Below are 26,406 nucleotides of genomic sequence, written 5' to 3' on the forward strand. Positions count from 1 at the left end.
CTAGAATAGGGTTTCATGTCATAGTACAATTTCTACGGCGAGTTGAACACGCCGTATATTCGACAATATAACCTAGAAAAGAAGCTCCACCGCTTACAAGTAGTGGAGCTTCTTTTTAATCCTACTTTAACGAGCAGTAAGACTCCCACCTCAAGATGTAGAAAGAAACAAGGAAGTAAGGTGGGAGATGAAAAGACTCCCACTGATAGAAGTTTCACTTTATGCGTTAAACTTCAGCTTCAGTCACTTGTTTAATTTTATTACTAATCCAAAGGAACCCAGCTCCAATTCCGATTGAAATGCACCAACCAACTCCTGTCATAATCGCTTTCATTTCTCCGTATCCGTCTACTCCAAATTTAGAAATCATATAAATCTTAATACTGCTAAGTACAATAAATTGTAAGCCAAAAAAGAAAGTAAAGTATTGGAACGATGGAAAGAGGCGTGGGTCACGATATAACAATTGCGATTTCTTTCGATCATCCCCTTGTAATGCAGCAAGGTCGGCTGCGAAATATAGCATGAGTGGTTGTTTGATAAAGATGGTACATATCACAACAATACCAAGTACAATGTGATAGTACACGTCGTTCCATAACATCTTTTCAGCTGATCCGGAAAGTAAATCTACGCTTGTATTTACAATCATCGTGATGAGGATAAAAAAGCCGGTCACATGAAATTGCCGTTCTTTCTTAAAACAATACAGTGTATAAAAGATGCCTGGCACAGAAGAAATGAGCATAGCATAATATGCATCCATATATTGTTTACCGAATTTCCAAATAACAAATGGAAAGATGAGATAAAAAATAATATCGTAGATTACTTTATTGTTTTGTTTCATTGAAATCCCCCTTTGTTTGTATTGTACAACAAGTATTCTGAATATTGAACTTGTTTGCATAATAACTAAAACGCTTTCATTTTTTTAGATTTGTTCACAGAATTGTCTAAAATACACTTTGATACTATGGCAATGTTGTTTTATAATGGAACTAATCATCTATACATGCATACATTGATTGTGAAATGAATAACATATTGAGTTTATATAAATGTAAACGTTATCAAAGGAGAGGTGGTACAAATGAGTAAATTTTTCTTTGATCAAAATCCTGCAACAGTTGAGGATGGAAGATTGATAGAATATGCAGAAACGATTTATGGAAAGGGCGGACGTTCTGTATTAGAGAACTTAGTTTTAAAGGCATCTATTCGACTACGTGATCGTTATCCTCATAAGTCAGATGAGCAGATATCTTATCTTGTGAATCAACAGTTGCATGATATGTTTCAAAAATATGTGTAAGGAGAGGTAATTACCTCTCCTTATTTTTTTGTATAAGGGGAATATGGATTGCGAAAACTAATGTTGAAGTATATACAAGTGGGGTGAACAAAATGAGTAACGGAGCAGGCGGTTCAAAGAAGAATAGAGAAACAGATGCTAATCATGTAAGTGCAAAAGATAGAGAATATCAAAAGAGAATGACAAAGATTCATCAGCAAGAACATAACGATGGCCGGAAATATAATGGGAAAATTTAAAATGAACTTTTACTTTTTAACATAAAAAAGCTCCTTGTAGAAGGAGTTTTTTTATATTAAAAAATGGTTCGCTGTCACATAAAAGAGTCCGCCGTTTATAATTTGCATCGTAATGCGCGGCTCATATTGTTCTTGCAAGGCTCGTTTTTCTATCTCAAAGCTTTCTGGTAATTTATCACTTTCCTCATAAAAACGGTTTAGTAGTTGTAAATCGTGATTCCAACGAACTTTTGCTTCTTCAGCCCATGTGTGATCGTCTGATGCAATGATACGTTTCATGGCTTCTTCAATTCTAGATAACCCGCTTTGCGGTTTAATAATTGGCGTTAATGTAAAACAAAAATCAGGAATTTTTGGTGTAAGACGAAGCGATGTTAATGCCTCGTGAAAATTTGTAATCATCGCACCAGAAATAAGGTGAATCCCGATGGAATACAGCATATCTTTTTTTCGATCACATTGATAGGAGACTTTTATATTAACGCCAAGCCAAGGGTGAAGCGGAGTGCTTGTTTTTCCGTTTGAATGTACATCTTCAAATAAACGAATGTAAGCACCTAATTCTTTTGTTGCTTGAAAAATTTGATGTAAGCGCGGAGAACCGTAGTGAATGAATTCACCTTCTTGCTCCTCATGTTTTGCATCAGTAATGAATGTAAGACGCATCGGATTTGGTATACCGCCCGTTTTTTCAAGATAATGCCAGTAAAACGGGCGGTTCATCAGTAGTTTGTCCATTTCAGTTGTTAATTGAACGTCTAATAAATGAGGAAAACGCTGCAAAATTTCACAGCCGTTTGCCTCAAAAAAACAATGTAGATAGTGATGAATTTCATGTTGCTGCATAGCCATGCACCTCAGCTTCATTTCGTTTGGCAAATTCAATAATCGACGTTAAATTTTCCATTTTAATTCGGATTTCTCCTTCACTTTTGGAATGAGCAAAAATATCATGAATGTGAGCATCGATGTTTTTCATATTAATTCTTGTTAAAATTTCATCTAAATCACCAATGACACGTTCAAATAAGTCAATTTTTTCATACAGCAGTTTTAAAATATGCTCTTCTACGGTATGTTTCGTTGCCAAATTATAAATATGAACGTCATGCCTTTGTCCAAGACGATGAATCCGTCCGATTCTTTGTTCAAGGCGCATCGGATTCCAAGGAAGGTCATAGTTGATCATGTAATTACAAAATTGTAGATTTATTCCTTCACCGCCTGCTTCTGTCGCAATTAATACTTGGGCATGGTTTTGAAACAATTCTTTCATCCAATCTTTTTTGCCGCGCTTAAATCCGCCACGAAATGGTACAGAAGAGATGCCGTGCTGCTTTAAAAACCATTGCAGATACATTTGAGAAGCACGGTATTCTGTAAAAATAACAACTTTATCATTAACTTCCTTAATAATTTCTAATGCTTTATTTGCTTTTGAATTAGAAGAAATACCATTAATTTTCTCCATTAACACATCTATGTATGGATCTACTGTATATTGCTCATTTTCTTTTTGCCGCTTTTCTACATGCTTTTTGAGTGAGAAATAAACAGCTTCGCGGCTACTGCACGCTTCACGCTTCAATGTTAAAGCAGAAAATGCTGAGGTAAATACATCTTGTCTTTTCCATCCTTCAATTGCATCGTATAAAGCTTTTTCTTGCTCATTGAAATCGACAAAGAGCGTATGAACGTGTCGTTTTGGCCATTCGATGCCAGTGTCGTGCCGTCGATTCCGTACCATTACTTTATTAATGAGTTCTTTTAAATGTTCATCTGTTTCAGCCGTGCGATTTTTCGAAGCGTAATATTCTTCAAAATTAGACTGGTTGCCGAGATGTCCAGGTTTTAATAACGAGACAAGATTAAAGATTTCATCAATGCGATTTTGAACCGGTGTTGCTGTAAGTAATAAGCAAAATTTTTTCTTTAATAGTTGCGCAAATTCATAGTTTTTCGTTTTGTTGTTTTTTAGTTTATGTGCTTCATCAATAATAATGAGATCATATTCTAAATTTAAAACGATATCACGGTGCGGCGAGCGCTTTGCTGTATCGATAGACGATACAATAACATCAGCTTGCTCCCAGGAGTAGCTTTTTCTCTGCATGGCGGCTGGAATGAAAAATTTTGTATTTAGTTCATATGCCCATTGTGAAACGAGAGATGCAGGGACAAGAATGAGCACTTTTTTCACAAGTCCGCGCACCATATATTCTTTTAAAATAAGTCCAGCTTCAATTGTTTTTCCAAGTCCAACTTCATCTGCTAAGATTGCTTTCCCGTTCATCTGTTCAATGACGGTTTGCGCAACTTCTAATTGATGTGGAAGCGGCGTGAAATTAGGTAAATGTTTAGGCGCCTGTAGCCCGTCAAATGTAGGAATGAGAAGGGACTGTTCAGTTTGATATGCGAGATGAAATAGTTCCCAGTTTGTCCACGGGCCATCTTCTTCTATTCGTTTTAAGAAGTTTTCTTGCCAAGAACGCTCTATTGAAATTTCGACATTCATGGATAAAATCTCACCTTCTATAAATTCTAAATTATTTTTTTAGCTAGAATATTGATGAAACGGCTCGAAAAATGTTAGGATAATGGTGTGAAATGTGTGGGATCTTTCGTATTTTATCCAAGAAAGCACTTTTTTATTTACGCTTTCATAAAAAAATAGAATGAGATTCCGTATATCCCATCTTTTAATAATGAAAATGTTTAGAAATGGGAAGCCAACTTTTATTGATTTGTCTTAGAAGGCGTAAGGGGGAGAGAGCATGATTACGTTACAACGTACACCGCTATTTGATGTATACGCGAAGTATGGTGGGAAAACAATTGATTTTGGTGGTTGGGAATTGCCAGTTCAATTTTCAAGCATTAAAGAAGAACATGAAGCTGTTCGCACAGAAGCAGGTCTTTTTGATGTTTCTCACATGGGAGAAGTAGAAGTAAAAGGTGCAGATAGTTTAGCATTTTTACAACGTGTAGTTACAAACGATGTCTCTATCTTAAAGGTAGGCGGCGCACAATATACGGCAATGTGTTACGAAGATGGTGGTACAGTAGATGACTTATTAATCTACAAACGCGGCGAAGAAGACTATTTACTAGTAATCAATGCATCAAACATTGAAAAAGATTATGAGTGGTTAGCTTCTCATGTAAGCGGCGATGTGCAAGTAGTCAACGTTTCTAGTGAAATTGCACAACTTGCAATTCAAGGACCAAAAGCAGAGGGCATTTTACAAAAAGTTGTATCAGAAGATTTGAAAGAAATTAAGTTCTTTAAATTTAAAGACCATGTTCTTGTGGATGGTGTAGAAGCACTTGTATCTCGTACTGGTTATACAGGTGAAGATGGGTTTGAAATTTACTGTAAGAGCGAAGAGGCTGCGAAGCTTTGGGAAAAACTTCTTGAAGTAGGCGAAGAAGACGGCTTAAAACCATGTGGCTTAGGCGCGCGTGATACACTTCGTTTTGAAGCAACACTACCTCTTTATGGTCAAGAGTTATCAAAAGATATTACACCAATTGAAGCTGGAATTGGTTTTGCAGTAAAACCAAATAAAGAAATGGACTTCTTTGGAAAAGAAACGTTAAAGGAACAAAAAGAAAATGGTGCACCTCGTAAATTAGTCGGCATCGAAGTAATTGAACGTGGTATCCCGCGCACGCATTACCCAGTATATGTGGGCGAAGAAAAAATCGGGGAAGTTACAAGTGGTACACAATCTCCAACGTTAAAGAAAAGTATCGGTTTAGCGTTAATTGATGTGAAATATACAGCAGTTGATACAGAAGTGGAAATTGAAATTCGTAATAAACGCGTCAAAGCAGTTGTTGTTCCAACACCATTTTACAAACGTTCAAAGTAACGGGGAGAGGGGAAAATTTCATGTTGCATCGTTATCTTCCAATGACAGAAGAAGACAAAAAAGAAATGTTACAAACAATCGGCGTTCAAACGATTGATGAGTTATTTTCTGATATTCCAGAAAGCGTTCGTTTCCAAGGAGATTTAAATATTAAACAAGCAAAATCAGAACCAGAACTTTTAAAAGAACTGTCTGAGCTTGCTAGTAAAAATGCAAACTTAAAAGACTATGCTTCCTTCTTAGGAGCAGGTGTATATGATCATTATGCACCAGTAATTGTAGATCATGTTCTTTCTCGTTCAGAATTTTATACAGCTTATACGCCATACCAACCAGAAATTTCACAAGGGGAATTACAAGCAATCTTTGAATTCCAAACAATGATTTGTGAACTAACAGGTATGGATGTAGCAAACTCTTCCATGTATGACGGAGGTACAGCGTTAGCAGAGGCGGCAATGCTAGCAGCGGGTCATACTCGTAAAAAGAAAATTCTTGTTTCTAAAGCAGTTCATCCGGAATCAAGAGCAGTCCTTGAAACATATGCAAAAGGTCAACACCTTGAGGTTGTTGAAGTTGATTATAAAGATGGTGTAACAGATTTAGACGCATTACAAAGCAAAGTAGATGATACAGTAGCTTGCGTAATCGTTCAATATCCAAACTTCTTTGGACAAGTGGAGAAACTGGCTGATATTGAGAGAATCGTTCATCAGCAAAAATCATTATTCATCGTTTCTTCTAATCCATTGTCATTAGGAGCATTAACACCACCTGGTAAATTTGGTGCTGATGTTGTTGTAGGCGATGCGCAGCCATTTGGTATTCCAACACAGTTTGGTGGCCCGCACTGCGGTTATTTTGCTACAACAAAAGCGTTTATGCGTAAAATTCCAGGACGCCTTGTTGGACAAACGGTGGATTCTGAAGGACAACGTGGTTTCGTATTAACGCTGCAAGCACGTGAGCAACATATTCGTCGTGATAAAGCGACATCTAATATTTGTTCAAACCAAGCGTTAAACGCATTAGCAGCTTCTGTTGCAATGACAGCACTTGGGAAACAAGGTGTGAAGGAAATGGCACGTCAAAACGTTTCTAAAGCACAATATGCAAAACGTCAACTTGAAGCAAAAGGCTTTACAGTAACATTTTCTGGACCGTTCTTCAATGAATTTGTTGTAGATTGCAAACGTCCAGTACAAGAAGTAAGCGATGCATTATTATCCAAAAATATCATCGGTGGTTACGACCTTGGCCGTGATTATAAAGAACTTACAAATCATATGCTTCTAGCTGTAACAGAGTTACGCACAAAAGAAGAGATTGACACACTTGTAAACGAAATGGGGGCTATCCAATGAAGAATCAAGACCAAGCACTTATTTTTGAAATGAGTAGAGAAGGACGCGTAGGATATAGCTTACCCCAATTAGATGTAGAAGAAGTAAAATTAGAAGATGTGTTTGAGAGCGAGTATATTCGCACGGAAGATGCAGAGCTTCCTGAAGTATCAGAACTTGATATTATGCGCCATTACACAGCACTTTCAAACCGTAACCACGGTGTTGATTCTGGGTTTTATCCACTAGGATCTTGTACGATGAAGTACAACCCAAAAATCAATGAAAATGTAGCGCGTTTCCCTGGCCTTGCACACATTCATCCACTTCAAGATGAAAAGACAGTGCAAGGTGCAATGGAATTAATGTATGACTTACAAGAGCATTTAATAGAAATTACAGGTATGGATACTGTAACGCTTCAACCAGCAGCTGGTGCACACGGTGAATGGACAGGATTAATGTTAATTCGTGCATATCACGAAGCAAATGGCGATTATAAACGTACGAAAGTAATTGTTCCTGACTCTGCTCACGGAACAAACCCAGCTTCTGCAACAGTAGCAGGATTTGAGACGATTACAGTGCAATCAAATGAAAATGGTCTTGTTGATTTAGAAGACTTAAAGCGTGTTGTGAACGAAGAAACAGCAGCGCTTATGTTAACAAATCCAAATACACTTGGACTATTTGAAGAGAACATTTTAGAAATGGCAGAAATCGTCCATAATGCAGGCGGTAAATTGTACTATGATGGTGCAAACTTAAATGCAGTATTAAGTCAAGCGCGCCCAGGAGATATGGGATTTGACGTTGTGCATTTAAACCTTCATAAAACATTTACAGGCCCGCATGGTGGCGGTGGTCCAGGTTCTGGTCCAGTAGGTGTAAAAGCAGATTTAATTCCGTTTTTACCAAAGCCAGTTTTAGAGAAAACAGAGAGCGGCTACCACTTTAATTACGATCGTCCACAAGCAATTGGACGCGTGAAACCGTTCTATGGTAACTTCGGTATTAATGTTCGTGCGTATACGTATATTCGCTCTATGGGTCCAGATGGACTTCGTGCCGTAACAGAATATGCGGTATTAAACGCGAACTATATGATGAGAAGATTAGCTCCATTCTACGATCTTCCATTTGATAGACATTGTAAGCATGAATTTGTATTATCTGGCCGTCGTCAAAAGAAACTTGGCGTGCGTACGCTTGATATTGCAAAACGTCTGCTTGATTTCGGCTACCATCCACCAACAATTTACTTCCCGTTAAATGTGGAAGAATGTATTATGATTGAGCCGACAGAAACAGAATCAAAAGAAACATTAGATGGATTTATCGATACGATGATTCAGATCGCAAAAGAGGTAGAAGAAAATCCAGAAGTGGTTCAAGAAGCGCCACATACAACAGTAATTAAGCGTCTTGATGAAACAATGGCAGCACGTAAGCCGATTTTACGTTATCAAAAACCATCTATGGTTCAAGTTTAATCATCAATAATAATTTGTAGAGAACTCGCTATATGCGAGTTCTTTTTTCATATTGTCGAAGAAAGTGTCATTACCTAAAAAAGATGTTACAAAATTGTAGGTTTTATGTAAGATTGGAGAATTATCGGACTTTCTCAACATTTTTGTTGAAAAAGTCCCTTTGATAAAAGTGTGTATTTTTGTTAGAATTTTATTGAAATTAAAGTGAATGAGAAGCAAAAATGTCAATTTTTCATACATATGTGAAGAAATGAACAAGGGGATGGAAAAGATGGGTTATAAGCGTTGTAGGATGGTGTACCATTTAGAAAATGGTGATATGATTAAGGATATTAAAGAATTTTATTACCAAGATACAGAAAAAATGTTAGAGAGAGTGAAGCATCACGTATTAGATAACAAAAGTGTAACTGCAATTGATAGTAAAGGAACACTTATTCCAATCGCTTGTCATGATATTGTGAAAGTTGAGCTAGATCATTTACAGGAAAGTTAGTCTTGAGTCATAGGGGATAATTCGTTACAATAAATGAGTAAGTAGAGAGGAGTTCGTTATGGGTAGTAAAAGACATTTCTATATGTTTATTGTTGCATTTTTACTTGTTGCAGCATTAACGGTATATTTAATTATTGATAGCCATTGGTATAACACAGTACATCCAGCATTTCTTATTTTTATGTATGTTGGGATTGCGATTGTGAGCTTTGGTATGAGAGATGAGATGTTAAATCGCTTTGAGAAGTGATACATATATGAAAGACCAACAGGAAATTGTTGGTCTTTTTTTGTTGCCAAAATAGAATGTATATACTGCATATATAATATACACGTTGTGGAGGGAAATATGAATATTATTATTTCAAACTCCTCACCAGATCTTATTTATGAACAAATTAGTAAGCGGCTTCGGCAACTTATTTTAAATGGGGATTTACAAGGTGGAGAACAATTACCGTCTATCCGAAGTTTAGCGAAGGAATTACAAATTAGCGTAATTACGACGAAATGAGCGTATGAAGAGCTTGAAAAAGAAGGGTATATTGAGATGAGACAGTTGCTGGAAAAGGGACGTATGTTTCTGTGCAAAATAATGAACTCATACGAGAACAAAGGTTGCGATTGTTGGAAAGTAAAGCTGAAGAAGTAGTAAATGAAAGTAAACTTCTCCAGCTGTCTCTTAAAGAGTTGCAGCATATGATTGCGTTTCTATATAAGGGGGAATGAGACACATGCTAGAATTAAAAAATGTTTGTAAAGATTATCAAGGTTTTTCAGTCCGATTAGAAAAAAGAAAATCATACGTTATGAAAGGTGTCTCATTACGAGACACCTTCTTTATTGCAACAAACTATGCACAATAATTTTATAAACCGATACCATACTCGGCGAGTAAACAGGTACGTTATATGTATGTAAGAGGAAACTAAAAAACACAACAAACATAATAAAGACGAAAAATAGCAGTAAAATCTGCTTATGTACAGAAGTTTGCATATCATCAGCTCCTTTTTTGTAGTATGTCCAAAGGAGGAAATGATATGAAAAAAAGACAGTTACTTCTTGTGAATTGAAGAACTGTCTTTTGAAAAGATCTTTTTCCAGAGTTTTGCGATACTCTAAATGATAATAATCCCAATAGAAGCGATAATGGACCAAAAAACAGAAGCGACCTCAAGAGCCATGTTTGGGAGAAACGTGAGGATTGCAAACGCTTTATGAAATAACCATTCTGCAATATGGAATATAGCTTGCAATAAGAATACAATGGCAATTATGATTCCGGTCATAATTTGTGGTACTCCTTTTTTCCACACTGCATTTACCTCATTAACTCATTAATTTTAAACCAACTGCACCGCATAAGATACAGCTTAAAAAGGCAAGGCGGCGCCAATCAGCGGATTCGCGAAAAATGAGAATACCAAGTAATGCACTTCCGGCGGTTCCGATTCCAGTCCAAATTGCGTAAGCTGTTCCCATTGGCAGTGTATCCATTGCGAGAGATAAGAAGAAGAAACTTACTGCGAAGTTGGCGATTAACATAAGCTTTGGCATCCAGCCTTTTTTTTCATTGGCTATCTTCATAAAGATAACACCAGTTACTTCACAAATACCAGCAATAATTAAATATACCCATGCCATTTTATGCGGCCTCCTTCTGTTCTTGTTCACCTGTTACTCGTTTTAAGCCGATAACACCTACGAAAATTAATCCGATAAATAAGATTTTTGTTATTGAAAAAGGTTCACCAAATACAAAAATTTCTGTTAGGACAATACCTCCAGCTCCAATTCCTGTGAAAACAGCATATACAGTTCCAACAGGAAGTTTTGCATAAGCTTTAAATAAAAGGAAAAAGCTAATAGCAATTGCAAGTACAACACCAATCCATTCTAGTGGTATTGTGGCATGCTTTAAGCCAATTACCCATACAATTTCAATGAGTCCTGCGATAACAACATAAATCCATTCCATCATTTATTCCCCTTCCTACCAGTCGTTAGGTAAAGGGCGCGGCTTGTCAAGCTGACGTATTGCGTGTGCAATCCGTCAGCTTGACAAGCCGCGCCAAAATACTTTCCAAGATGCATATAATCGATTTTCAAATGGTTGTATTCCAGCAAATAAAAATTCAACCATTAATCCGTCCATTAAACATAAATAAGCTGCAACAGCTTCCATTACTTCGATGCTACAAAGTTCTTTCTTTTCTTGTGCCTGTTCAAATATAGGTACTAAAAGCTGTCCGATGCTTTCGATGTATGCATTTGCTTTTTCAACAATTTGCTCGCGAAAGGCATCTGGTGGAAAAAATGAAGTGCGTAGCCAAAACATTGCTTCAATACTTTCTTGAAAGCGATGGCCATAATCTTTAAGAAGATGAAATAAAAAGTCTCCAAAGGGAGTTTCTTCTGATTTTTTCACATATTGTTTAAAGAATGCAAGATCCTTTTGTAAAGATTCTTCTAAGCAAATAAAATATAGCTCTTCTTTTCCTTTAAAGTGTGCATATATTGACGGTTTCTTAATTCCAACTTCATGTGCAATATTTGCTAGTGAAGTTCCTTCATAGCCATATCGTGCAAAGTGTGAAAGTGCTACAGATTTAATACGGTTTGCTGTCATACTCATCCCCTACCTACCGTTCGTTAGTTAAAGTGTAAAACAGAATAAGTGTATAGTCAAGAAGGGCAATCATGCAAAATTAATAAAAGCTCCAGTAATAGGAGCTTTTACACTGTTCCTCGTTCAATGAGACGAAACGGTAACTCTTCAGAAGTCCCTGTAATTTGTTCCTGTTGTACTTGTTCATAAAATAAGGAAAAAGCACGATTTCCCATTGCTAAGCCAGGATTTTCAATTGTTGTTATCTCTAATGCTTCAGAAATAGGATGGTTATCAAATCCTAAGATTGCTAAATCCTCTGGTACTCGCAGCCCCTGTTTTTTCGCTTCTGTTAATAATCCAGAAGCAACTTGATCGCTTGCAGCAAAAAGAGCGGTAGGACGATTTTTCATCGTTAGTATGCTTTGGATGATATTCGCACCGTCTTGAATTGTGTAGCATTGATAAAACTGCCAGTCTGTTTGCGAACGTTTACCTGCTGCATGAAGAGTGTCAAAGAAAGCTTGCTCACGCTGCTTCGTGCTCACGCTTTTTTTGCGTGCTAAACAAAATCCAATGTGTTCGTGTCCGTTTTGTAATAAATATTCTGTTCCAATCCGAAAGCCGTCGTAATGATTAACATAGATAGATGATATAAGTGGATGCACCAGCTTTTCGCATGAAATGATAGGTGCAAATTTTGCATAAGGTTCAATTGCTTCCCATGAGCTCGTTCGGGAGCAAATAATCATACCATCAAATTGTTTCATTTTCATCATTTCAAGAACACGCATTTCTTCGATGCTATCGTAGCTTGTTTGACAGAGGTTAATGCGATATCCAGCTTCAAGTGCTTTCGTTCCAATACCTTCTATAATTGTACTAAAGTAAGGCAGATTAATAAAAGGAAGCATGACACCAATTGTATGTGTTTTTCCTTTTAGAAGATGAACCGCATTTACATTTTTGGCGTAATTTAATTCTTCAACAGTTTCTAGGACGCGTTGTCGTTTTTCTTCACTGACATATGGATGCTCATTTAAGACGCGTGAAACAGTCGTAACGGAGACGCCAGCCGCTTTCGCGATTTGTTTTATATTTACCATATGTTTCACCTCTATTTCTATTATACAAGAAAAGGGTCAAAGAAATCTTGTGAAACTCTTGACATGAAAAGCGTTTCATATTCTATCTTGTTAATAAAGCTTTTGTTATTCGCGTAACGATTAAATTCGGCGTGAGAGTAGCAAAAGCTTTTTTGTCAAATTGTGTGAGATAAAAGGGGAAAGTTTTCAAAGGTAGAGCAGTAAGAAAAAGAGAATATGAACATAACATACGAAAGCCTGAAAAGAGAATGTTAGGAAAGGGCGGATACAAGTTGAAAAAACGGATGATATGTTTCGTATTTTCTAGTATGGTGTTAAGTGCATGTTCTTTTCAGCAAACTATGGTCGAAGAAAAAAAATTTGCTGAAAGTTTAGAGGCAAATGAAGATATGATGTCTGACCCAATGCCGGTACAGTCTGTAAAGAACGTTCTTCCTTTTTCTTTTTACACACCATCATTTTTACCGTATGACTCAACAGATAATCCAAAAGCAGTAGTTCGAAAAATGGGAGATAAGCGGATTGCTCTTGATATTAAATATGAACGGCAAGAGAAAGGCATGCGAGATTATATTGAATTAACAGTGGCAAACTTTTCGTACAATTTTCCTTATATCGTAGAACAAAATCGTTTTCAGGAGAAAGTAAGGCTTGCAAATGGTATAATAGCCTATTTTAAAAATAGTAACGAAGAAATGGACGGGGAAGATATGGCGACGCTCACATGGAAAGAAAAGAATGTGGAATATCAGTTGCTTTATCGGAATGTTCGTGATCAAGATAGTGAAGATGTTAAGAAAAATTTAGTATATATTGCTAGTAAAATGCAATAGCTAGCTTGTGTTCGACAAGCTAGCTATTTTATTATGAGTTTTTCTTTTTCACTTTACCAGACCAAGTTTTAAAGCCGCCTTGTAATTGATAAAATTCTTTATAGCCGTGTTTTTTTAAGAATTGTGCTGCGCGGCCTGTTCGGAAACCGTTTTGGCAGTACATATAAATCGGCTGATCAGTACGAAGTTCTTTGTAACGAAGACGTATTTGTGAAATCGGAATATTGCGCGCTCCTAAAATGTGACCAGCAGTATATTCGTCCGCTTCACGAATATCGATAAGCTGTGCCTTACGGTAACCAGCGCGAAATTCTTCTTCTGAAAGTGTTTTAATTAATTTCTTCTGATAGAAATACATCCATACAGAGTAGCCGATGAATCCTGCAGTTATGGCTAGTAAAATAATAACATTTGTTGACACGATTATATCGCTCCCTTTTTCTTATCCTACTCTCCATATTATAATGCCCATATGTATTTATGCAACAAGTTCATTTTGTATTAGAAGAAATTTCGTATTCTTTCACAAATTTTATCGAATTTGATAGACTAGAGAATGTGAAAAAAATTAGTTATATGAGGTGTGGGATGGAAAAGGAAAAATGGTGTTATATAAATTCCGGCAAATGCTCTCCGGCGTTTAATATGGCGTTAGATGAATGTTTGTTAAATTGGCAAAGTGAAAAGAAAATGCCGCCAACAATTCGTTTTTATGAATGGGAAGTTCCGACGTTAACAGTCGGTTATTTCCAGCGTGTTTCAAAAGAAATTGATATGGATGAAGTAAATAGAAATGGTTTTGGTTTTGTACGTCGTCAAACAGGTGGACGAGGCGTTCTTCATGATAATGAATTAACGTACAGTGTCATTGTGTCTGAAGAGCATCCAAACATGCCAAAAACAGTGACTGAAGCATATCGCGTTATTTCACAAGGATTGTTAGATGGCTTTAAAGCATTAGGTTTAGAAGCCTATTTCGCAGTACCAAAAACAGCTGAGGAGCGCGATAATTTAAAAAATCCACGTTCAGCAGTTTGTTTTGATGCTCCATCATGGTATGAAATTGTTGTAGAAGGGCGCAAAATTGCTGGAAGTGCACAAACTAGACAAAAAGGTGTTATTTTACAGCATGGTTCAATTCCGTTAGAAATTGATTTAGACGTGTTGTATGATTTGTTCCTGTTTCCAAATGAACGTGTGAAAGAACGCATGAAAAAAATGTTCTCTTCAAAAGCAATTGCAATTAATGAATTAACAGATCGTACTTTTACGATTCAGCAACTTGTCGATGCATTCCATATTGGATTTGAAAAAGGATTAAATGTGGAGCTTGTACCATATGAGTTAACAGAAGAACAACTTCATGAAGTGCAAACATTAGCAAAAGCAAAATATGAAAGTGATGAATGGAATTATAAGAAATAAGGAGATGGATACCCATCTCCTTTTTTATATGAATGAGAGCTCTCCAGCAGGAGAAAGCTTTTCTTTATTAATTATAATAAGTTCAATACTTTTTCCACTTTAATGCCTTTTTGTTTTAGTGAACGCAAACGGTTTACAATATCCATAATTTCTGCATCGAATGCTACCGATATTCCTTGTTTTTGTAACTCATTTTTTAAATTCTCAATAGAATCATCTACATCCATACCAAGTTCGTAATCTTGACATACATCTACAGCTTGCTTTACAAGACGAATATATTTTTCTTGTAATTCAGAATTTGGTTGATTTGTTACAGGTTGTTTAACTGAAGGTGTTGGCTTTGCTGGAGTTGATACCGTTACTACTTTTTGTACTGTAGTTGGTGCAACTACTTCTTTTTGTACAGGTGTTGGTGTTGCTTTAACGACAGGCTCTGGACGCACCGGCTTTGGAATTGGTACCTGTGTAGGTGCAACATTTACAACTGGTTTTGTTACAGGTGTCGTTTCTTTTGAAGTTTCAACTACTGTTTCTTTCTTAGGCGCCGACGTTTCAACAACGGATAGGGAATTTTCTTCCAATTCTACCGTTTCTTCTTTTGTTTCTTTACTCCACATCACGCGTTCAATTTGCAGTGAAACATTGTTTTTGTTCATGGCGCTTAATGTCACTTTCCCAACTTCGGCATTGCCAGTAAAATCGACAATTTTATAAATAACGCTCTTGTTCCAATCTACTTTTCCGCTCAAAAATAATTCTTCGTTACATTTTGGTGTTAAGCCCTCGATTTTAATTTCTGCGTTTACACCGTTTTCACTATACACCATAATTAGCGAAGCATTTACATCTTCGTCGGCTAACATTAGTTCACGTACCATTTTGCCGGTGCGTACTTGCGTTTTCTTCTTAAGTGACATCAAATTTCCCCTCTCAAAAATTTAGTAACAATAAAAATCCCATATAACGAAAAATAATTGCTCACGAAGAAATATGATACCGATAATAAAAGCATCACGTCAACAATTTACTTTAATTATTTTGCATTTTTCTTTTTTGTTTATGAAATTTTTTAATTTGTAAAATTAGACAGGAGAAAAACAGCCCTCAAAAAGAGCTGTTAAAATTTTGAAGTTTTATATAGGGATTTATTATGAAATGTAAAAGAAAAGGGTTAATAGAGCACCTTGCCAAATTGGTAAGTGATAGGATAGATAGCTTTGCTTTTTAAAATAAATATTAAAAAATACAGATGAACAAAATGGAATTGAAAAAGCTAAGCCAAATGTAATTCTTTGTTTCCAATTCATTGTTTGGTTAAATGAATCTCGTTTTGTGTGTTGCGGAAAATGGGGTTGTTTATCCCCTTGTCACAATATCCTTTCTGTTGTATCATTTTATTGATTGCTTGGTGCGGAATTTATAAACTGAATTGGATGGAGGAAAACGATGCCTACTCCTAGTATGGAAGATTATATCGAACAAATTTATTTGCTAATTGAAGAAAAGGGATATGCCCGTGTATCTGATATTGCTGAAGCGCTTAATGTACATCCATCCTCTGTAACAAAAATGGTCCAAAAACTTGATAAAGATGAATATCTTATTTATGAAAAATATAGAGGGCTTGTATTAACAACAAAAGGGAAAAAGATTGGTAAGAGCCTTGTTTATCGTCATGAATTGTTAGAACAGTTTATGCGTATTATCGGTGTAGATGAAAGTAAGATTTATAATGATGTAGAAGGAATTGAACATCATTTAAGCTGGGAAGCCATTGATCGTATTGGCGATTTAGTGCAGTATTTTGAGCAAGATGAGCTTCGCATTGAGAAGCTTCGTAGTGTTCAAAAGGCAAATGAAGAACAAGCGCAGTAATTGAACATATGAAACGATAAAAAAGAAAGACCACACTTCTTAAAAAGAAGCGCGGTCTTTCTTTTTACCTTTTTTACCTTCAATAACTGTTAAATGGGATTGCTTTCTTTTTCGTTTTAGGAAGGAAGTATTTCCTTTCTTTCCTTTCGTATCGGAAGCATTTTTCTTTAACAGATTGTTACTTAGGGGTGTTACATTTTGTTTTCCATATTTTCGGTTCGATTGTTTCGCAGCACGTTTGTAGGAAGATTTTGAGTTATTAGCTGAACTGCTCGAACTTGTAAGCATTTTATAAAGTAAATAAAAGACACCAACAACACCGAGCATGATCAGAATGTTTTTTACAACTCCCATTGGGTCTTCAATTGTGAATGATACAAGGTTAAATATTGCCAATCCAACAATTACAACAAATAGGGCGAACATAAATGAGCGACCGTTCATAAGGAACACCTCCTAAAAAGAAAGATATTTTAATTAGTTTATTAACGAAAGGCTAAGGAATTGAATAACATTACGAAAAAGTTATTGTTGTTTTCCTTCTAGACGCAGTAGTTCTTCAAATGATGCAATTGCTACTTCAACTTGATCATCTGTTGGTTCTTTCGTTGTTAACAGCTGAAGCCATAGACCAGGATATCCTAATGCGCGGAGCACTGGAACGTCCCGTAAGCTGTTTGTAAATTGCAACACTTCAAATGAAATGCCTAGCACTACAGGGATGAGCAAAATACGATTTAAAACGCGAACCCAAAGAGGATCGGTTGGAACGAGAAAATATACAAACATTCCGATAATAACAGTAAATATAATAAAGCTGCTGCCGCACCGGTAATGGAGGCGGGTTTGTTTTTGTACATTTTTTACTGTCAATGGAAGATTGTTCTCATAGGCATTAATTACTTTATGTTCTGCTCCGTGATATTGAAATACACGTTTAATAAGCGGAGTCAATGAAACAAAATAAATGTAACTAAGCAATAACATAAGTTTAATAACACTTTCAACAATGATTTGCCCTGCATGAGATGGAAAAACAGGTCTTGTTAGTTCTGCTAAAAGTGCAGGAGCTGCCGTGAAAATCACTTTTCCAAAGATAAAGGATAAAACACCGACTGCTGCAACGCTAAGTATCAGCGTTAACTTCGACTGCTCTTCTTTTTTCTGTGCGAATTGTGCATCCTCTGAAGGATCTACATCAAAGCGTTCTGAAGCAAAATTTAAATGCTTTGCTCCGTTTGCACTTGCATCAATAATTGCTGCGATTCCGCGTAGAAATGGAATTTTTTTAAACATAGATGATACTTTATTACGAACGCGTGGTAATCGATAAAATTCGATAGATTTATCTTTACGGCGAATCGCTGTAACAGTATATTCTCTACCGCCAAACATAACTCCTTCTACTACCGCTTGACCGCCGTAGATTTGTTTTGTCTCCTCTGCCATGTCAACACCAACCTGTATTTGTTTCTCTCTTATCAGAAAAGAGGTAGCGACTCTAGGTGATGTCAATATATTGTATGACATCACTACAGTTCCCTTTATTTTATCGACAAAAGTGCACTTCTGACAAGAAAAATCAGCAGGATGGGCGGACATTTCCTATTCTTTTTATAGACAAATTTCGCAGTATTTAAACATGCTTTAAATAAGTTTCGGACATACTAGTAGGCGGAGGTGTAGATGTGAAACAAGAACAATCTGTTACGAAAAAAATTGTCCAAATAGGTGTGTTTGGAGGTTTGTTTTGGGGATCTGTTTGGTACTTTCTTCATATTTTTTCTTTTACTGCCCTGGGACCTAATTATTTATTACTTCCGTTTGCGTTTGGAGATTGGAAAGAAGGAGTATGGGGAAATGTAGCTGGTATTATATGTATGGGGATACTTTCAATTCTTGTGGCGTTTATATATAAAGCAGTTTTGGGTAAGTTAGAAGGTCTCATTCCAGGTATTATATATGGACTTGTGTGGTGGGGATTATTATTCTTTGCAATTCCACCTGTTGCACCAGTTATAAAAAGCATGATGAAAATGCCTAAGGAAACGATTGTAACGACAGCATGTATTTTTATTTTATATGGTGTTTTTATTGCATACTCCGTTTCATTTGAAGTGAGTAACAACACTAGTACAACGGATGAGGAAAAGACAAACTATTCAAATAAGTGAGAGGTATGGTAGAATATTATATAGACATTTTTTTATTAAGGAGTTAGATATATGGAGAAGTTGCTCCTCGTTAACGGTCCTAATTTAAACCGTCTTGGTGTGCGAGAGGTTAATGTATATGGTACGGGGACGTTAGCGTCGTTAGAAATAGATATGAAGCAACAAGCAGAAAATTTGGGAGTGGAGCTAGAATGTTTCCAATCTAATCATGAGGGTGCCATTATTGATATCATTCATGAGGCTGAAGATACATATAAAGGAATTATTCTAAATCCAGGGGCATTTACGCATTATAGTTATGCAATTCGCGATGCAATTGCCAGTGTTTCGATTCCTGTTATCGAGGTACATATTTCAAATATTCATCAACGTGAATCGTTTCGCCATGTATCTGTTACGGCGCCGGTCACAGGGGGACAAATTGTAGGATTCGGTTTGTATGGCTATCATTTAGCGTTACTTGCATTAGTGGAGAAAATTCGGGAGGCGTAATTCATGGAGAAACTTACAAAATTAAGAAGTGCATTTGGAGAAGCGGGTATTGATGGTATTTTATTAACGAATCAACATAGTCGTAGATATATGGCAAACTTTACAGGAACAGCAGGCGTTGTATTAATTTCAAATGAACGAGCTTTATTTATTACAGATTTCCGTTACGTTGAACAGGCGCAAAAGCAAGCGGTTGGTTATGAAATCGTACAGCATACAGGTACGATTATTGAAGAAGTTGCAAAACAAGTAAAAGACTTAGGAATTCAAAAACTTGGTTTTGAGCAAGATATTCTTACATACAGCTCTTATACGGCATATAAACAAGAGGTTGATGCAGAATTTGTTGCAACTTCTGGTATTGTAGAAAAGTTACGCTTGATTAAGACTGATTCAGAGATTAAGATATTAAAGGAAGCTGCACAGATTGCAGATGCTGCCTTTGAACATATTCTATCATTTATTCGCCCGGGAGTGTCTGAGATTGAAGTGTCAAATGAACTTGAATTTTTCATGAGAAAGCAAGGGGCAACATCTTCTTCGTTTGATATTATCGTTGCTTCGGGACTTCGTTCAGCATTGCCGCACGGCGTGGCATCTGAAAAATTGATAGAAAAGGGAGATTTTGTTACATTAGACTTCGGTGCTTACTATAAAGGATATTGTTCCGATATTACTCGTACAGTTGCAGTAGGGGAGCCGTCTGATAAGTTAAAGGAAATTTATAATATTGTATTAGAAGCACAACTGCGTGGTGTAAACGGTATTAAAGCTGGTTTAACTGGTCGTGAAGCAGATGCTTTAACACGTGACTACATAACTGAAAAAGGATATGGTGAATATTTCGGGCATTCTACAGGTCATGGAATTGGTCTTGAAATCCATGAAGCACCAAGTTTAGCATTCCGCTCTGAAACGGTATTAGAGCCAGGAATGGCTGTCACTGTAGAGCCAGGAATTTATATTCCGAATGTAGGCGGAGTTCGCATTGAAGATGATATTATAGTAACGGCTGAAGGTAATGAAGTGTTAACTAAATCTCCAAAAGAACTTATCATTTTGTAATACACAGGAGGATTTTTTGCATGATTTCAGTAAATGATTTTCGTACAGGATTAACAATTGCGGTGGACAACAGCCTATGGCAGGTTATCGATTTTCAACACGTAAAACCAGGTAAAGGTGCTGCATTCGTTCGCTCTAAATTACGTAACCTTCGCACAGGTTCTGTTCAAGAAAAAACATTCCGTGCTGGTGAAAAAGTTGAAAAAGCGCATATCGAAAACCGTCGTATGCAATATTTATATGCAAGCGGTGATGCTCATGTATTCATGGATAACGGAACATATGAGCAAATCGAGCTTACTGATAAGCAAATTGAACATGAATTAAAATTCTTGAAAGAAAACATGGAAGTAGCGATCATGACATACCAAGGCGAAGTACTGGGTGTAGAACTTCCAAACACTGTTGAGTTAAAAGTTGTTGAAACTGAGCCGGGCATTAAAGGCGATACAGCTTCTAACGTAACAAAACCAGCTACATTAGAAACTGGTCTAGTTGTACAAGTACCGATCTTCATTAATGAAGGTGAAATGCTTATTATTAACACAGGAGAATCAAAATACGTTTCTCGTGCGTAATGAAAAAACACTCGTGGGTAATCAATACCACGAGTGTTTTTTTTATCCCACTATTCGAGGGCCGTAATACTCCCACTTTAAAATTCGCTAAAATAAAGAAGTTTGGTGGGAGATAAACTGCCCCCACTGATTAAGGTTTCACTTTATGTGAAATAAGGCAGGTAATAAATAACAGTTACAATAAAGCTAATGGTAAGTAGTAAAAGAGTCCCAGTCATATAGGGGTTCATTCGAATTTGAAAAGGTGTTACTTCTCCGCCGTCAAGGCCCGTCAAACCTTTTGTGATGACACGGTCTACATTTGCGTTTCGGTTCATATTTAAAAGAAAAAGCCATGTGAGTCCGAAGATGGCCACACTCCCCAAAAAGAAACTTTCCATAAATGTCCAATTAACAAATTTAGCAAATAAGAAAATAAGAGCTACTTCTAAAATGAGTGTAAGAGATATTTTTAGAATTTTCATTTATTTCCCCTTTTGATTTTAATATACCATATTTTCACAAAAAATGACTTAACTTTATTTGATAATCAAAAAATTCCTTTTTCACTTCTGAAATAGACAGCCTGTGCATATGGTTGTACAAACGTACTCTTTCATCTTGTTTAATGGGGTATATATGTGCTGTTAGGACGGTGTAAGGATAACGAGAGAAGGTGAGAGGATGAAACAATGGCTAGCGGCATTTGAAACGTCTGTGCTCGTAATGGCGCTTCTTAGAATCTTCTCGGGAAGTATGGAGATTTTCGCCGCGTTGCTTATGTTGTATTTCAATGATGCCAAAAAAGCATTGTTTGTAAATGGCATGCTTGCATTTGTTGGCCCAACCGTTTTAATTGTAACGATGTCAATTGGAATTGCGAGCGTTACGAATGAAATTTCTTTTTTGAAATTATTTTTTTTGGCGCTTGGAATTGGCTGTATTTTTATTGCGGTACTGAAATAGCGATATGATGGGGAGAGAGCTATGAAAGAAGTATTAGAGATGTTGCCAAAGCAAATCGAACATTTTATACAGGACTATAAAGAATGTGACGGATTAGAAGAAATACGGATTCGGATCGGAAGGCCGCTTGAATGTATTGCGCGCGGGGAAGCGCATTTTTATAACTATATTGTGACGAGAGAAGATGCAGCGTATTTGCTGAATAAGCTGAGTCAATATTCACTTTATACGATGGAAGAAGAATTAAAGCGAGGGTATATTACACTGCGCGGAGGACATCGCGTTGGTCTAGCGGGCAAAGTTATTATGGAAAAGAGCGCAGTGAAAATGATTCGGGATGTGGCGTCATTTAATGTTCGAATTGCTCGGCAAAAAAAGGGGATTGCTGAGCCGCTTATACCATATTTATATGAGAATCATTGGCTGAATACGATGATTATCGGTCCGCCGCAAACAGGAAAAACAACATTATTGCGTGATGTAGCACGCCTCATGAGTGCAGGTGTTCCAAGGCAACATATTCCATCTTGTAAAGTTGGTATTGTAGATGAAAGGTCAGAAATTGCGGGGTGCGTGAAAGGTGTGCCGCAATATGAGTTTGGAACAAGAGTGGATGTGCTAGATGCATGTCCAAAAGCAGAAGGTATGATGATGATGATTCGCTCAATGAGTCCCGATATATTAATTGTTGATGAAATCGGCCGGCCGGAAGATAGTGAAGCAATTATGGAAGCTGTTCATGCTGGTGTTCAATTGTTTACGAGTGTGCATGGACAAGGACATGAAGATATACTGAAACGCCCTTCGTTAAGGGAAATCGTAGAACTAGGCGTGTTTGAACGCTTTATTGAGCTTTCTAAAATAAAAGGACCAGGAACGATTATGGATATGAAGGATGGCAGCGGAAGGCCAATTCGCCGTGGAGAGAAGGTGCTGAGCGGATGATTAAATTTTTTGGTGCGGCACTTATTGTGGCTGTATCAACATTTTTTGGTTTTTCATATGCGAAGAAATATAGTGAGCGACCTCGCCAATTGCGGTTGTTAAAGGCGGCGCTGCAATCACTTGAGGCGGAAATTATGTATGGACATACCCCGTTGTCAGAGGCAGCTGCACGTCTTGTAAAACAAATGCCAAAGCCTTTGAACTGGTTATTTGATAGTTTTCATGAACGATTAGAAAGGGGAGAGCAAACAGTTCGGGAAGCATGGATGGATAGTTTACAAGAAAATTGGAAACTTACAGCATTGAAGCAAACAGAATATGAGATTTTACAACAATTTGGAGAAACGTTAGGACAACACGATCGTGAGTCACAGCAAAAGCATATTCGTTTATGTATTACTCATTTAGAGAGAGAAGAAGGAGAAGCAAAGGAAATGCAAATTCAGTACGAAAAGATGATGAAAAGTTTAGGAGTATTAGCAGGATTACTTATCGTTATTTTACTGTTGTAAGGGGGAATGGCGATGTCAATCGACGTTGGGTTAATTTTTCAAATTGCAGGAATTGGTATTATTTTAGCTTTCATTCATACTGTGCTGAAAGAACTAAAACGAGAAGATATTGCCAACTGGGTGATACTCGTTGGTTTTGTTGTAATTTTATTCCAAGTTGCCTTTCTAATTAACAGTTTATTTGACAAGATAAAAAGCGTCTTTCTTTTTCAGTAAAGGGGGCGATTCGAATCGAAATATTACAAATTGTAGGGCTTGGACTTGTAGCGACTTTTTTGGCAGCAGTATTGAATCAACATAAATCGAGTGTAACTTCATTGTTTATTGTATTTGTTAGTAGCGTTATGTTTTTACTTGTAATTGATCAAATTCATTCTATTTTAACGATGATTGAACGCATTGCAAATGAAGCGAAAGTGAGCAATGTGTATGTGGAAACGCTGCTGAAAATTATTGGAATTGCTTATATTGCAGAATTTGGTGCACAAATTACGAAAGATGCAGGGCAAGGAGCAATCGCTTCAAAAATTGAATTAGCGGGAAAGATTTTAATTTTAGTGATGGCGATTCCGATATTAACGGTTGTAATTGAAACGATTCTCGGTTTTTTACCAACCGGATAAAGGAGGGGTGAATTGTGCGCCTGTTTGGAATGAAGCTTTTGTTTGCTTTTTTCCTCTTTTTTTCTTTTCCAATTATCGTACAAGCTTCTCCACCAGCACAAAATGTCGTAGATGAACAATTAGGAAAGCTTGGGATAGAGGATGTAAAGAAGTATTGGGATGATTTAGTTGCAAAGTACGGCGGATATTTACCAGAAAGTCAAAAGGGAAGTTTTATGGAGTTTGTCAAAGGGGAAAAAGAGTTTTCAATTAACGAGTGGATGATTGGATTACTAAAGTATTTATTTCATGAATTAGTAGCTAACGGAAAGCTGCTTGGGACACTCATTATGCTTACTATTTTCAGCGCGCTTTTGCAATCACTTCAATCTGCTTTTGCGAAAAGTAGCGTCGGGAAAATAGCGGATGCTGTTGTATATATGGTGCTTATCGTCTTTGCTTTAAATAGTTTCTACGTTGTTATGACGTATACAAGAGACACCATTCAAACAATGATCGATTTCATTTTAGCACTTCTCCCTATTTTGTTGGCGCTCATTGCGACAGGAGGCGGTGTTGTATCTGTTTCCTTTTTTCATCCAATTATTGTTTTTCTTATGAATACGAGCGGAATGCTTATGAATTATATTGTTTTACCGCTTCTTCTCCTTGCTACAATTTTAAGTATTGTCAGTACAATGAGCGATCAATATAAAGTTACAAAATTGTCCAAGATGCTGCAAAATGTTAGCGTTAGCATCATTGGGATTTTTTTAACAATCTTTCTTGGCGTGCTCTCTGTACAAGGAACGACAACAGCAGTAGCGGATGGAATTGCTGTGAAAACAGCAAAGTTTGTAACAGGAAACTTTATCCCAGTTGTCGGTCGAATGTTTACTGAAGCAGCAGACACTGTACTTAGTGCATCGGCGCTATTAAAAAATACAGTGGGGATTGTTGGGGTTGTTATTTTATTACTTATCGTTGCTTTTCCTGCCATTCAAATTTTCTGCATTGCGTTTATTTATAAATTTGCAGCAGCAGTGTTGCAACCTGTCGGTGGAGGAGCAATTATTCAATGTCTGGATATTATTGGGAGGAGTATTATATACGTGTTTGCTTGTTTGGCCATTGTATCATTTATGTTTTTTCTAAGTATCACGATTGTTATCGCAGCTGGAAATATTACGTTAATGATGCGTTAGGAGCTGAGAGGGTTGCAATTTGTCGTGGAATGGATTCGAAATATCATTGTGTTTCTCTTATTAGCAACGATGCTTCATATGTTACTTCCTAATTCGAATTTACAAAAGTATGTCAAATTTGTTGTAAGTTTACTTCTAGTCGTTCTAATCTTAACCCCCTTATTTAAATTGTTTCAAACAGATATTCAAGATGTGATTGCAAATGCTAGTCAGGACAAGTATATAGCAAACGGATCAATAGAAAATAAAATTAGTGAAAAGAAAAAAGAAATACAAGCTTCACAACGTGCATATATTTTAGAACAGATGGCTGTCCAAATGAAAAAACAAGTTGGAAAAGAACTAGAAGAACAATATGGTATGGCCGTTACGAAGTTACAGATAAAAGTACCAGAAGACAAAAAGGAAGTGAAATCCCAGCAGGATATTCAGTCTGTTGTTGTATCGCTTAAGGAAAATGAACGAAGTCGAACAGGAGCTATTGAAACAATCCAAAAGGTAGAAATTAATTCGAAAGAACCTCAAAAGACGTCAAAACAAAATACAGCTGAAATGAAACAATTTTTCTCAAACAAATGGCAATTAGAAGAGAACAAAATTAAGGTTCAGGTGGAAGGGGGGATAGGCAAAGTAAATGAATAATAAATTTCAATTTCTTCGCAATCTTTTTAAAGGAAATGAAAAAGATGAGAAAGAGAAAAAAATTTCAGCAAAGTTTTTACTCATTTTACTCATACTTGGGATCATCCTTATGTTTTCTAGTAACCTTTTCCAAGCAAAAAAACCAGAAGTACCTGTTCTTAAATCGCAAACAGAACAAGTAAAAGATGTACCAACATTTGGACAAAAGAATAGTGACAACAAATCTAACATTGATAGATACGAAAAAGAATATGAACAACAATTAAAAGAAGCATTAGAAAGTGTTGCAGGCGTTAAAGAGGTAACAATTGAAATTAATCTTGATTCATCAGAAGAAAAAATACTTGATAAAAATAAAGTGAAACGATCGCAAACGACAGATGAAACAGATAAAGAAGGCGGAAAGCGAAAAGTTGAAGATGAATCGACAGATGAAAAAACAGTGATTGTACGTCAAGGTGATAAAGAAGCTCCGATTATACTTCGAGAAAATAAGCCAAAAGTTCGTGGCGTTCTTGTTGTTGCGAAAGGAGTGGATAATTTACAAGTGAAACAGATGGTAATAGAAGCAGTTACACGTATGTTAGAGGTTCCAAGTCACCGTGTATCTGTCTTGCCAAAAAAGAATTAGG

Annotated in this window: 36 protein-coding genes and 1 pseudogene; 24 read left to right on the plus strand and 13 right to left on the minus strand. The window is 36.6% G+C overall.

Annotated elements, in window-relative coordinates:
- Positions 1 to 226: 226 nt before the first annotated feature.
- A complete protein-coding gene (locus AB1280_RS00735; protein ID WP_429754588.1) occupies positions 227 to 850 on the minus strand; it encodes a VC0807 family protein in 624 nt (207 codons plus the stop codon).
- 234 nt (positions 851 to 1,084) lie between these two features.
- On the opposite strand from AB1280_RS00735, the gene AB1280_RS00740 reads away from it, so the two are divergent.
- Both AB1280_RS00740 and AB1280_RS00745 read left to right on the plus strand, forming a co-directional pair.
- Positions 1,085 to 1,315 carry a hypothetical protein gene (locus AB1280_RS00740; RefSeq protein ID WP_272186858.1) on the plus strand — a complete coding sequence of 77 codons (231 nt, stop codon included), beginning with the start codon at positions 1,085 to 1,087 and terminating at the stop codon, positions 1,313 to 1,315.
- 92 nt (positions 1,316 to 1,407) lie between these two features.
- The gene (locus AB1280_RS00745) at positions 1,408 to 1,554 is read left to right on the plus strand and encodes a hypothetical protein (RefSeq protein ID WP_090996252.1); all 147 of its coding nucleotides are present in this window, start codon (positions 1,408 to 1,410) and stop codon (positions 1,552 to 1,554) included.
- Between the two features lie 51 nt (positions 1,555 to 1,605).
- Here AB1280_RS00745 and AB1280_RS00750 read toward each other — a convergent pair whose 3' ends face one another.
- Both AB1280_RS00750 and AB1280_RS00755 read right to left on the minus strand, forming a co-directional pair.
- The gene (locus AB1280_RS00750; RefSeq protein WP_429754589.1) at positions 1,606 to 2,400 is read right to left on the minus strand and encodes a YqhG family protein; all 795 of its coding nucleotides are present in this window, start codon (positions 2,398 to 2,400) and stop codon (positions 1,606 to 1,608) included.
- Positions 2,387 to 4,069, minus strand: a complete 1,683-nt coding sequence (locus AB1280_RS00755) for a DEAD/DEAH box helicase (RefSeq protein ID WP_429754590.1) — start codon at positions 4,067 to 4,069, stop codon at positions 2,387 to 2,389. The genes AB1280_RS00750 and AB1280_RS00755 overlap by 14 nt, the downstream gene beginning before the upstream one ends.
- Before the next feature lie 259 nt (positions 4,070 to 4,328).
- Here AB1280_RS00755 and gcvT point away from each other — a divergent pair, with 259 nt between their 5' ends.
- The 7 genes and pseudogenes from gcvT to AB1280_RS00790 all read left to right on the plus strand — a co-directional run bounded on the left by gcvT (position 4,329) and on the right by AB1280_RS00790 (position 9,627).
- The gene (gcvT, locus tag AB1280_RS00760; RefSeq protein WP_272186862.1) at positions 4,329 to 5,429 is read left to right on the plus strand and encodes a glycine cleavage system aminomethyltransferase GcvT; all 1,101 of its coding nucleotides are present in this window, start codon (positions 4,329 to 4,331) and stop codon (positions 5,427 to 5,429) included.
- Positions 5,430 to 5,449: 20 nt separating this feature from the next.
- Positions 5,450 to 6,793 carry an aminomethyl-transferring glycine dehydrogenase subunit GcvPA gene (gcvPA, locus tag AB1280_RS00765; protein ID WP_272186863.1) on the plus strand — a complete coding sequence of 448 codons (1,344 nt, stop codon included), beginning with the start codon at positions 5,450 to 5,452 and terminating at the stop codon, positions 6,791 to 6,793.
- A complete protein-coding gene (gene gcvPB / locus AB1280_RS00770; RefSeq protein WP_429754591.1) occupies positions 6,790 to 8,265 on the plus strand; it encodes an aminomethyl-transferring glycine dehydrogenase subunit 2 in 1,476 nt (491 codons plus the stop codon). The genes gcvPA and gcvPB overlap by 4 nt, the downstream gene beginning before the upstream one ends.
- A 271-nt stretch (positions 8,266 to 8,536) precedes the next feature.
- Positions 8,537 to 8,761: a DUF3929 family protein gene (locus AB1280_RS00775; RefSeq protein ID WP_098914792.1), complete on the plus strand. Its 225-nt coding sequence runs from the start codon at positions 8,537 to 8,539 to the stop codon at positions 8,759 to 8,761.
- Positions 8,762 to 8,819: 58 nt separating this feature from the next.
- On the plus strand, positions 8,820 to 9,011 hold the full coding sequence (locus AB1280_RS00780) for a hypothetical protein (protein ID WP_020061612.1): 192 nt from the start codon (positions 8,820 to 8,822) through the stop codon (positions 9,009 to 9,011).
- Between the two features lie 99 nt (positions 9,012 to 9,110).
- Positions 9,111 to 9,490, plus strand: a pseudogene (locus AB1280_RS00785) (GntR family transcriptional regulator).
- A gap of 5 nt (positions 9,491 to 9,495) precedes the next feature.
- Positions 9,496 to 9,627: a hypothetical protein gene (locus AB1280_RS00790; RefSeq protein ID WP_429754592.1), complete on the plus strand. Its 132-nt coding sequence runs from the start codon at positions 9,496 to 9,498 to the stop codon at positions 9,625 to 9,627.
- A 255-nt stretch (positions 9,628 to 9,882) separates the two neighbouring features.
- On the opposite strand, the gene AB1280_RS00795 is transcribed toward AB1280_RS00790, so the two are convergent.
- The 5 genes from AB1280_RS00795 to AB1280_RS00815 form a co-directional block, all read right to left on the minus strand.
- Positions 9,883 to 10,080, minus strand: a complete 198-nt coding sequence (locus AB1280_RS00795; RefSeq protein WP_429754593.1) for a DUF3975 family protein — start codon at positions 10,078 to 10,080, stop codon at positions 9,883 to 9,885.
- Between the two features lie 13 nt (positions 10,081 to 10,093).
- Positions 10,094 to 10,408 carry a DMT family transporter gene (locus AB1280_RS00800; protein WP_272186866.1) on the minus strand — a complete coding sequence of 105 codons (315 nt, stop codon included), beginning with the start codon at positions 10,406 to 10,408 and terminating at the stop codon, positions 10,094 to 10,096.
- A 1-nt stretch (position 10,409) separates the two neighbouring features.
- Positions 10,410 to 10,742, minus strand: coding sequence for a DMT family transporter (locus AB1280_RS00805; RefSeq protein WP_429754594.1), 333 nt, complete (start codon positions 10,740 to 10,742; stop codon positions 10,410 to 10,412).
- Between the two features lie 75 nt (positions 10,743 to 10,817).
- Complete coding sequence (locus AB1280_RS00810; RefSeq protein ID WP_272186868.1) at positions 10,818 to 11,399, minus strand: TetR/AcrR family transcriptional regulator; 582 nt, start codon at positions 11,397 to 11,399, stop codon at positions 10,818 to 10,820.
- 101 nt (positions 11,400 to 11,500) lie between these two features.
- Entirely contained in the window at positions 11,501 to 12,478 is a 978-nt protein-coding gene (locus tag AB1280_RS00815; RefSeq protein WP_272186869.1) for a LacI family DNA-binding transcriptional regulator, read from the minus strand.
- A gap of 248 nt (positions 12,479 to 12,726) precedes the next feature.
- Between AB1280_RS00815 and AB1280_RS00820 the strand changes: the two genes are divergently transcribed.
- A complete protein-coding gene (locus AB1280_RS00820; protein WP_429754595.1) occupies positions 12,727 to 13,311 on the plus strand; it encodes a DNA polymerase III subunit delta in 585 nt (194 codons plus the stop codon).
- Between the two features lie 31 nt (positions 13,312 to 13,342).
- Here the strand turns inward: AB1280_RS00820 and AB1280_RS00825 are convergent, their stop codons facing one another.
- Entirely contained in the window at positions 13,343 to 13,732 is a 390-nt protein-coding gene (locus tag AB1280_RS00825) for a rhodanese-like domain-containing protein (RefSeq protein ID WP_272186871.1), read from the minus strand.
- 167 nt (positions 13,733 to 13,899) lie between these two features.
- Between AB1280_RS00825 and AB1280_RS00830 the strand changes: the two genes are divergently transcribed.
- Entirely contained in the window at positions 13,900 to 14,736 is an 837-nt protein-coding gene (locus AB1280_RS00830) for a lipoate--protein ligase family protein (RefSeq protein ID WP_429754596.1), read from the plus strand.
- Between the two features lie 71 nt (positions 14,737 to 14,807).
- Here AB1280_RS00830 and AB1280_RS00835 read toward each other — a convergent pair whose 3' ends face one another.
- Positions 14,808 to 15,656, minus strand: a complete 849-nt coding sequence (locus tag AB1280_RS00835; RefSeq protein WP_429754597.1) for a hypothetical protein — start codon at positions 15,654 to 15,656, stop codon at positions 14,808 to 14,810.
- Between the two features lie 529 nt (positions 15,657 to 16,185).
- On the opposite strand from AB1280_RS00835, the gene mntR reads away from it, so the two are divergent.
- Entirely contained in the window at positions 16,186 to 16,614 is a 429-nt protein-coding gene (gene mntR, locus AB1280_RS00840) for a transcriptional regulator MntR (RefSeq protein WP_429754598.1), read from the plus strand.
- A gap of 39 nt (positions 16,615 to 16,653) precedes the next feature.
- On the opposite strand, the gene AB1280_RS00845 is transcribed toward mntR, so the two are convergent.
- Both AB1280_RS00845 and AB1280_RS00850 read right to left on the minus strand, forming a co-directional pair.
- On the minus strand, positions 16,654 to 17,058 hold the full coding sequence (locus tag AB1280_RS00845) for an SA1362 family protein (protein WP_272186875.1): 405 nt from the start codon (positions 17,056 to 17,058) through the stop codon (positions 16,654 to 16,656).
- 81 nt (positions 17,059 to 17,139) lie between these two features.
- The gene (locus AB1280_RS00850; RefSeq protein WP_429754599.1) at positions 17,140 to 18,063 is read right to left on the minus strand and encodes a DUF1385 domain-containing protein; all 924 of its coding nucleotides are present in this window, start codon (positions 18,061 to 18,063) and stop codon (positions 17,140 to 17,142) included.
- A gap of 239 nt (positions 18,064 to 18,302) precedes the next feature.
- Between AB1280_RS00850 and AB1280_RS00855 the strand changes: the two genes are divergently transcribed.
- From AB1280_RS00855 to efp, 4 genes are read left to right on the plus strand one after another with little or no spacing between them, the layout of a single operon-like run.
- Positions 18,303 to 18,788, plus strand: a complete 486-nt coding sequence (locus tag AB1280_RS00855; RefSeq protein WP_272186878.1) for a YqhR family membrane protein — start codon at positions 18,303 to 18,305, stop codon at positions 18,786 to 18,788.
- A 51-nt stretch (positions 18,789 to 18,839) separates the two neighbouring features.
- Positions 18,840 to 19,280: a type II 3-dehydroquinate dehydratase gene (gene aroQ / locus AB1280_RS00860; protein ID WP_429754600.1), complete on the plus strand. Its 441-nt coding sequence runs from the start codon at positions 18,840 to 18,842 to the stop codon at positions 19,278 to 19,280.
- A 3-nt stretch (positions 19,281 to 19,283) separates the two neighbouring features.
- A complete protein-coding gene (gene pepQ / locus AB1280_RS00865) occupies positions 19,284 to 20,345 on the plus strand; it encodes a Xaa-Pro dipeptidase (RefSeq protein ID WP_429754601.1) in 1,062 nt (353 codons plus the stop codon).
- A 20-nt stretch (positions 20,346 to 20,365) separates the two neighbouring features.
- The gene (gene efp, locus AB1280_RS00870; RefSeq protein WP_272186881.1) at positions 20,366 to 20,923 is read left to right on the plus strand and encodes an elongation factor P; all 558 of its coding nucleotides are present in this window, start codon (positions 20,366 to 20,368) and stop codon (positions 20,921 to 20,923) included.
- Positions 20,924 to 21,066: 143 nt separating this feature from the next.
- On the opposite strand, the gene AB1280_RS00875 is transcribed toward efp, so the two are convergent.
- Positions 21,067 to 21,387, minus strand: a complete 321-nt coding sequence (locus tag AB1280_RS00875) for a hypothetical protein (RefSeq protein ID WP_429754602.1) — start codon at positions 21,385 to 21,387, stop codon at positions 21,067 to 21,069.
- A gap of 199 nt (positions 21,388 to 21,586) precedes the next feature.
- On the opposite strand from AB1280_RS00875, the gene AB1280_RS00880 reads away from it, so the two are divergent.
- The 8 genes from AB1280_RS00880 to spoIIIAG are packed head-to-tail and all read left to right on the plus strand — an operon-like array spanning position 21,587 to position 26,405.
- Positions 21,587 to 21,868 (plus strand): YqhV family protein, encoded by a 282-nt coding sequence (locus AB1280_RS00880; protein ID WP_035429538.1) that lies wholly within the window; start codon positions 21,587 to 21,589, stop codon positions 21,866 to 21,868.
- A 21-nt stretch (positions 21,869 to 21,889) separates the two neighbouring features.
- Positions 21,890 to 22,813 (plus strand): stage III sporulation protein AA, encoded by a 924-nt coding sequence (gene spoIIIAA, locus AB1280_RS00885; RefSeq protein ID WP_272186883.1) that lies wholly within the window; start codon positions 21,890 to 21,892, stop codon positions 22,811 to 22,813.
- Complete coding sequence (gene spoIIIAB, locus AB1280_RS00890; protein ID WP_272186884.1) at positions 22,810 to 23,325, plus strand: stage III sporulation protein SpoIIIAB; 516 nt, start codon at positions 22,810 to 22,812, stop codon at positions 23,323 to 23,325. Before spoIIIAA ends, spoIIIAB begins: the two co-directional genes overlap by 4 nt.
- Before the next feature lie 12 nt (positions 23,326 to 23,337).
- The gene (gene spoIIIAC, locus AB1280_RS00895) at positions 23,338 to 23,541 is read left to right on the plus strand and encodes a stage III sporulation protein AC (protein WP_272186885.1); all 204 of its coding nucleotides are present in this window, start codon (positions 23,338 to 23,340) and stop codon (positions 23,539 to 23,541) included.
- A gap of 20 nt (positions 23,542 to 23,561) precedes the next feature.
- Positions 23,562 to 23,948, plus strand: a complete 387-nt coding sequence (gene spoIIIAD, locus AB1280_RS00900) for a stage III sporulation protein AD (protein ID WP_081625659.1) — start codon at positions 23,562 to 23,564, stop codon at positions 23,946 to 23,948.
- Positions 23,949 to 23,959: 11 nt separating this feature from the next.
- Positions 23,960 to 25,132 (plus strand): stage III sporulation protein AE, encoded by a 1,173-nt coding sequence (gene spoIIIAE / locus AB1280_RS00905; RefSeq protein ID WP_272187005.1) that lies wholly within the window; start codon positions 23,960 to 23,962, stop codon positions 25,130 to 25,132.
- A gap of 12 nt (positions 25,133 to 25,144) precedes the next feature.
- On the plus strand, positions 25,145 to 25,774 hold the full coding sequence (gene spoIIIAF / locus AB1280_RS00910; protein ID WP_429754603.1) for a stage III sporulation protein AF: 630 nt from the start codon (positions 25,145 to 25,147) through the stop codon (positions 25,772 to 25,774).
- Positions 25,767 to 26,405 carry a stage III sporulation protein AG gene (spoIIIAG, locus tag AB1280_RS00915; protein ID WP_429754604.1) on the plus strand — a complete coding sequence of 213 codons (639 nt, stop codon included), beginning with the start codon at positions 25,767 to 25,769 and terminating at the stop codon, positions 26,403 to 26,405. The genes spoIIIAF and spoIIIAG overlap by 8 nt, the downstream gene beginning before the upstream one ends.
- Position 26,406 lies beyond the last annotated feature (1 nt).

Source organism: Bacillus sp. S10(2024) (assembly GCF_050473865.1).
In the GTDB taxonomy this organism is placed as follows: domain Bacteria; phylum Bacillota; class Bacilli; order Bacillales; family Bacillaceae_G; genus Bacillus_A.

Bases quoted from the DNA above. Each gene is read 5' to 3' on its own strand.
- AB1280_RS00735 (WP_429754588.1), bottom strand. From the start codon at position 850: ATGAAACAAAACAATAAAGTAATCTACGATATTATTTTTTATCTCATC.
- AB1280_RS00745 (WP_090996252.1), top strand. From the start codon at position 1,408: ATGAGTAACGGAGCAGGCGGTTCAAAGAAGAATAGAGAAACAGATGCT.
- AB1280_RS00750 (WP_429754589.1), bottom strand. From the start codon at position 2,400: ATGCAGCAACATGAAATTCATCACTATCTACATTGTTTTTTTGAGGCA.
- AB1280_RS00755 (WP_429754590.1), bottom strand. From the start codon at position 4,069: ATGAATGTCGAAATTTCAATAGAGCGTTCTTGGCAAGAAAACTTCTTA.
- gcvT (WP_272186862.1), top strand. From the start codon at position 4,329: ATGATTACGTTACAACGTACACCGCTATTTGATGTATACGCGAAGTAT.
- gcvPA (WP_272186863.1), top strand. From the start codon at position 5,450: ATGTTGCATCGTTATCTTCCAATGACAGAAGAAGACAAAAAAGAAATG.
- gcvPB (WP_429754591.1), top strand. From the start codon at position 6,790: ATGAAGAATCAAGACCAAGCACTTATTTTTGAAATGAGTAGAGAAGGA.
- AB1280_RS00775 (WP_098914792.1), top strand. From the start codon at position 8,537: ATGGGTTATAAGCGTTGTAGGATGGTGTACCATTTAGAAAATGGTGAT.
- AB1280_RS00780 (WP_020061612.1), top strand. From the start codon at position 8,820: ATGGGTAGTAAAAGACATTTCTATATGTTTATTGTTGCATTTTTACTT.
- AB1280_RS00790 (WP_429754592.1), top strand. From the start codon at position 9,496: ATGCTAGAATTAAAAAATGTTTGTAAAGATTATCAAGGTTTTTCAGTC.
- AB1280_RS00800 (WP_272186866.1), bottom strand. From the start codon at position 10,408: ATGGCATGGGTATATTTAATTATTGCTGGTATTTGTGAAGTAACTGGT.
- AB1280_RS00805 (WP_429754594.1), bottom strand. From the start codon at position 10,742: ATGGAATGGATTTATGTTGTTATCGCAGGACTCATTGAAATTGTATGG.
- AB1280_RS00810 (WP_272186868.1), bottom strand. From the start codon at position 11,399: ATGAGTATGACAGCAAACCGTATTAAATCTGTAGCACTTTCACACTTT.
- AB1280_RS00815 (WP_272186869.1), bottom strand. From the start codon at position 12,478: ATGGTAAATATAAAACAAATCGCGAAAGCGGCTGGCGTCTCCGTTACG.
- AB1280_RS00820 (WP_429754595.1), top strand. From the start codon at position 12,727: ATGTTAGGAAAGGGCGGATACAAGTTGAAAAAACGGATGATATGTTTC.
- AB1280_RS00830 (WP_429754596.1), top strand. From the start codon at position 13,900: ATGGAAAAGGAAAAATGGTGTTATATAAATTCCGGCAAATGCTCTCCG.
- AB1280_RS00835 (WP_429754597.1), bottom strand. From the start codon at position 15,656: ATGTCACTTAAGAAGAAAACGCAAGTACGCACCGGCAAAATGGTACGT.
- mntR (WP_429754598.1), top strand. From the start codon at position 16,186: ATGCCTACTCCTAGTATGGAAGATTATATCGAACAAATTTATTTGCTA.
- AB1280_RS00845 (WP_272186875.1), bottom strand. From the start codon at position 17,058: ATGAACGGTCGCTCATTTATGTTCGCCCTATTTGTTGTAATTGTTGGA.
- AB1280_RS00850 (WP_429754599.1), bottom strand. From the start codon at position 18,063: ATGGCAGAGGAGACAAAACAAATCTACGGCGGTCAAGCGGTAGTAGAA.
- aroQ (WP_429754600.1), top strand. From the start codon at position 18,840: ATGGAGAAGTTGCTCCTCGTTAACGGTCCTAATTTAAACCGTCTTGGT.
- pepQ (WP_429754601.1), top strand. From the start codon at position 19,284: ATGGAGAAACTTACAAAATTAAGAAGTGCATTTGGAGAAGCGGGTATT.
- efp (WP_272186881.1), top strand. From the start codon at position 20,366: ATGATTTCAGTAAATGATTTTCGTACAGGATTAACAATTGCGGTGGAC.
- AB1280_RS00875 (WP_429754602.1), bottom strand. From the start codon at position 21,387: ATGAAAATTCTAAAAATATCTCTTACACTCATTTTAGAAGTAGCTCTT.
- AB1280_RS00880 (WP_035429538.1), top strand. From the start codon at position 21,587: ATGAAACAATGGCTAGCGGCATTTGAAACGTCTGTGCTCGTAATGGCG.
- spoIIIAA (WP_272186883.1), top strand. From the start codon at position 21,890: ATGAAAGAAGTATTAGAGATGTTGCCAAAGCAAATCGAACATTTTATA.
- spoIIIAB (WP_272186884.1), top strand. From the start codon at position 22,810: ATGATTAAATTTTTTGGTGCGGCACTTATTGTGGCTGTATCAACATTT.
- spoIIIAC (WP_272186885.1), top strand. From the start codon at position 23,338: ATGTCAATCGACGTTGGGTTAATTTTTCAAATTGCAGGAATTGGTATT.
- spoIIIAG (WP_429754604.1), top strand. From the start codon at position 25,767: ATGAATAATAAATTTCAATTTCTTCGCAATCTTTTTAAAGGAAATGAA.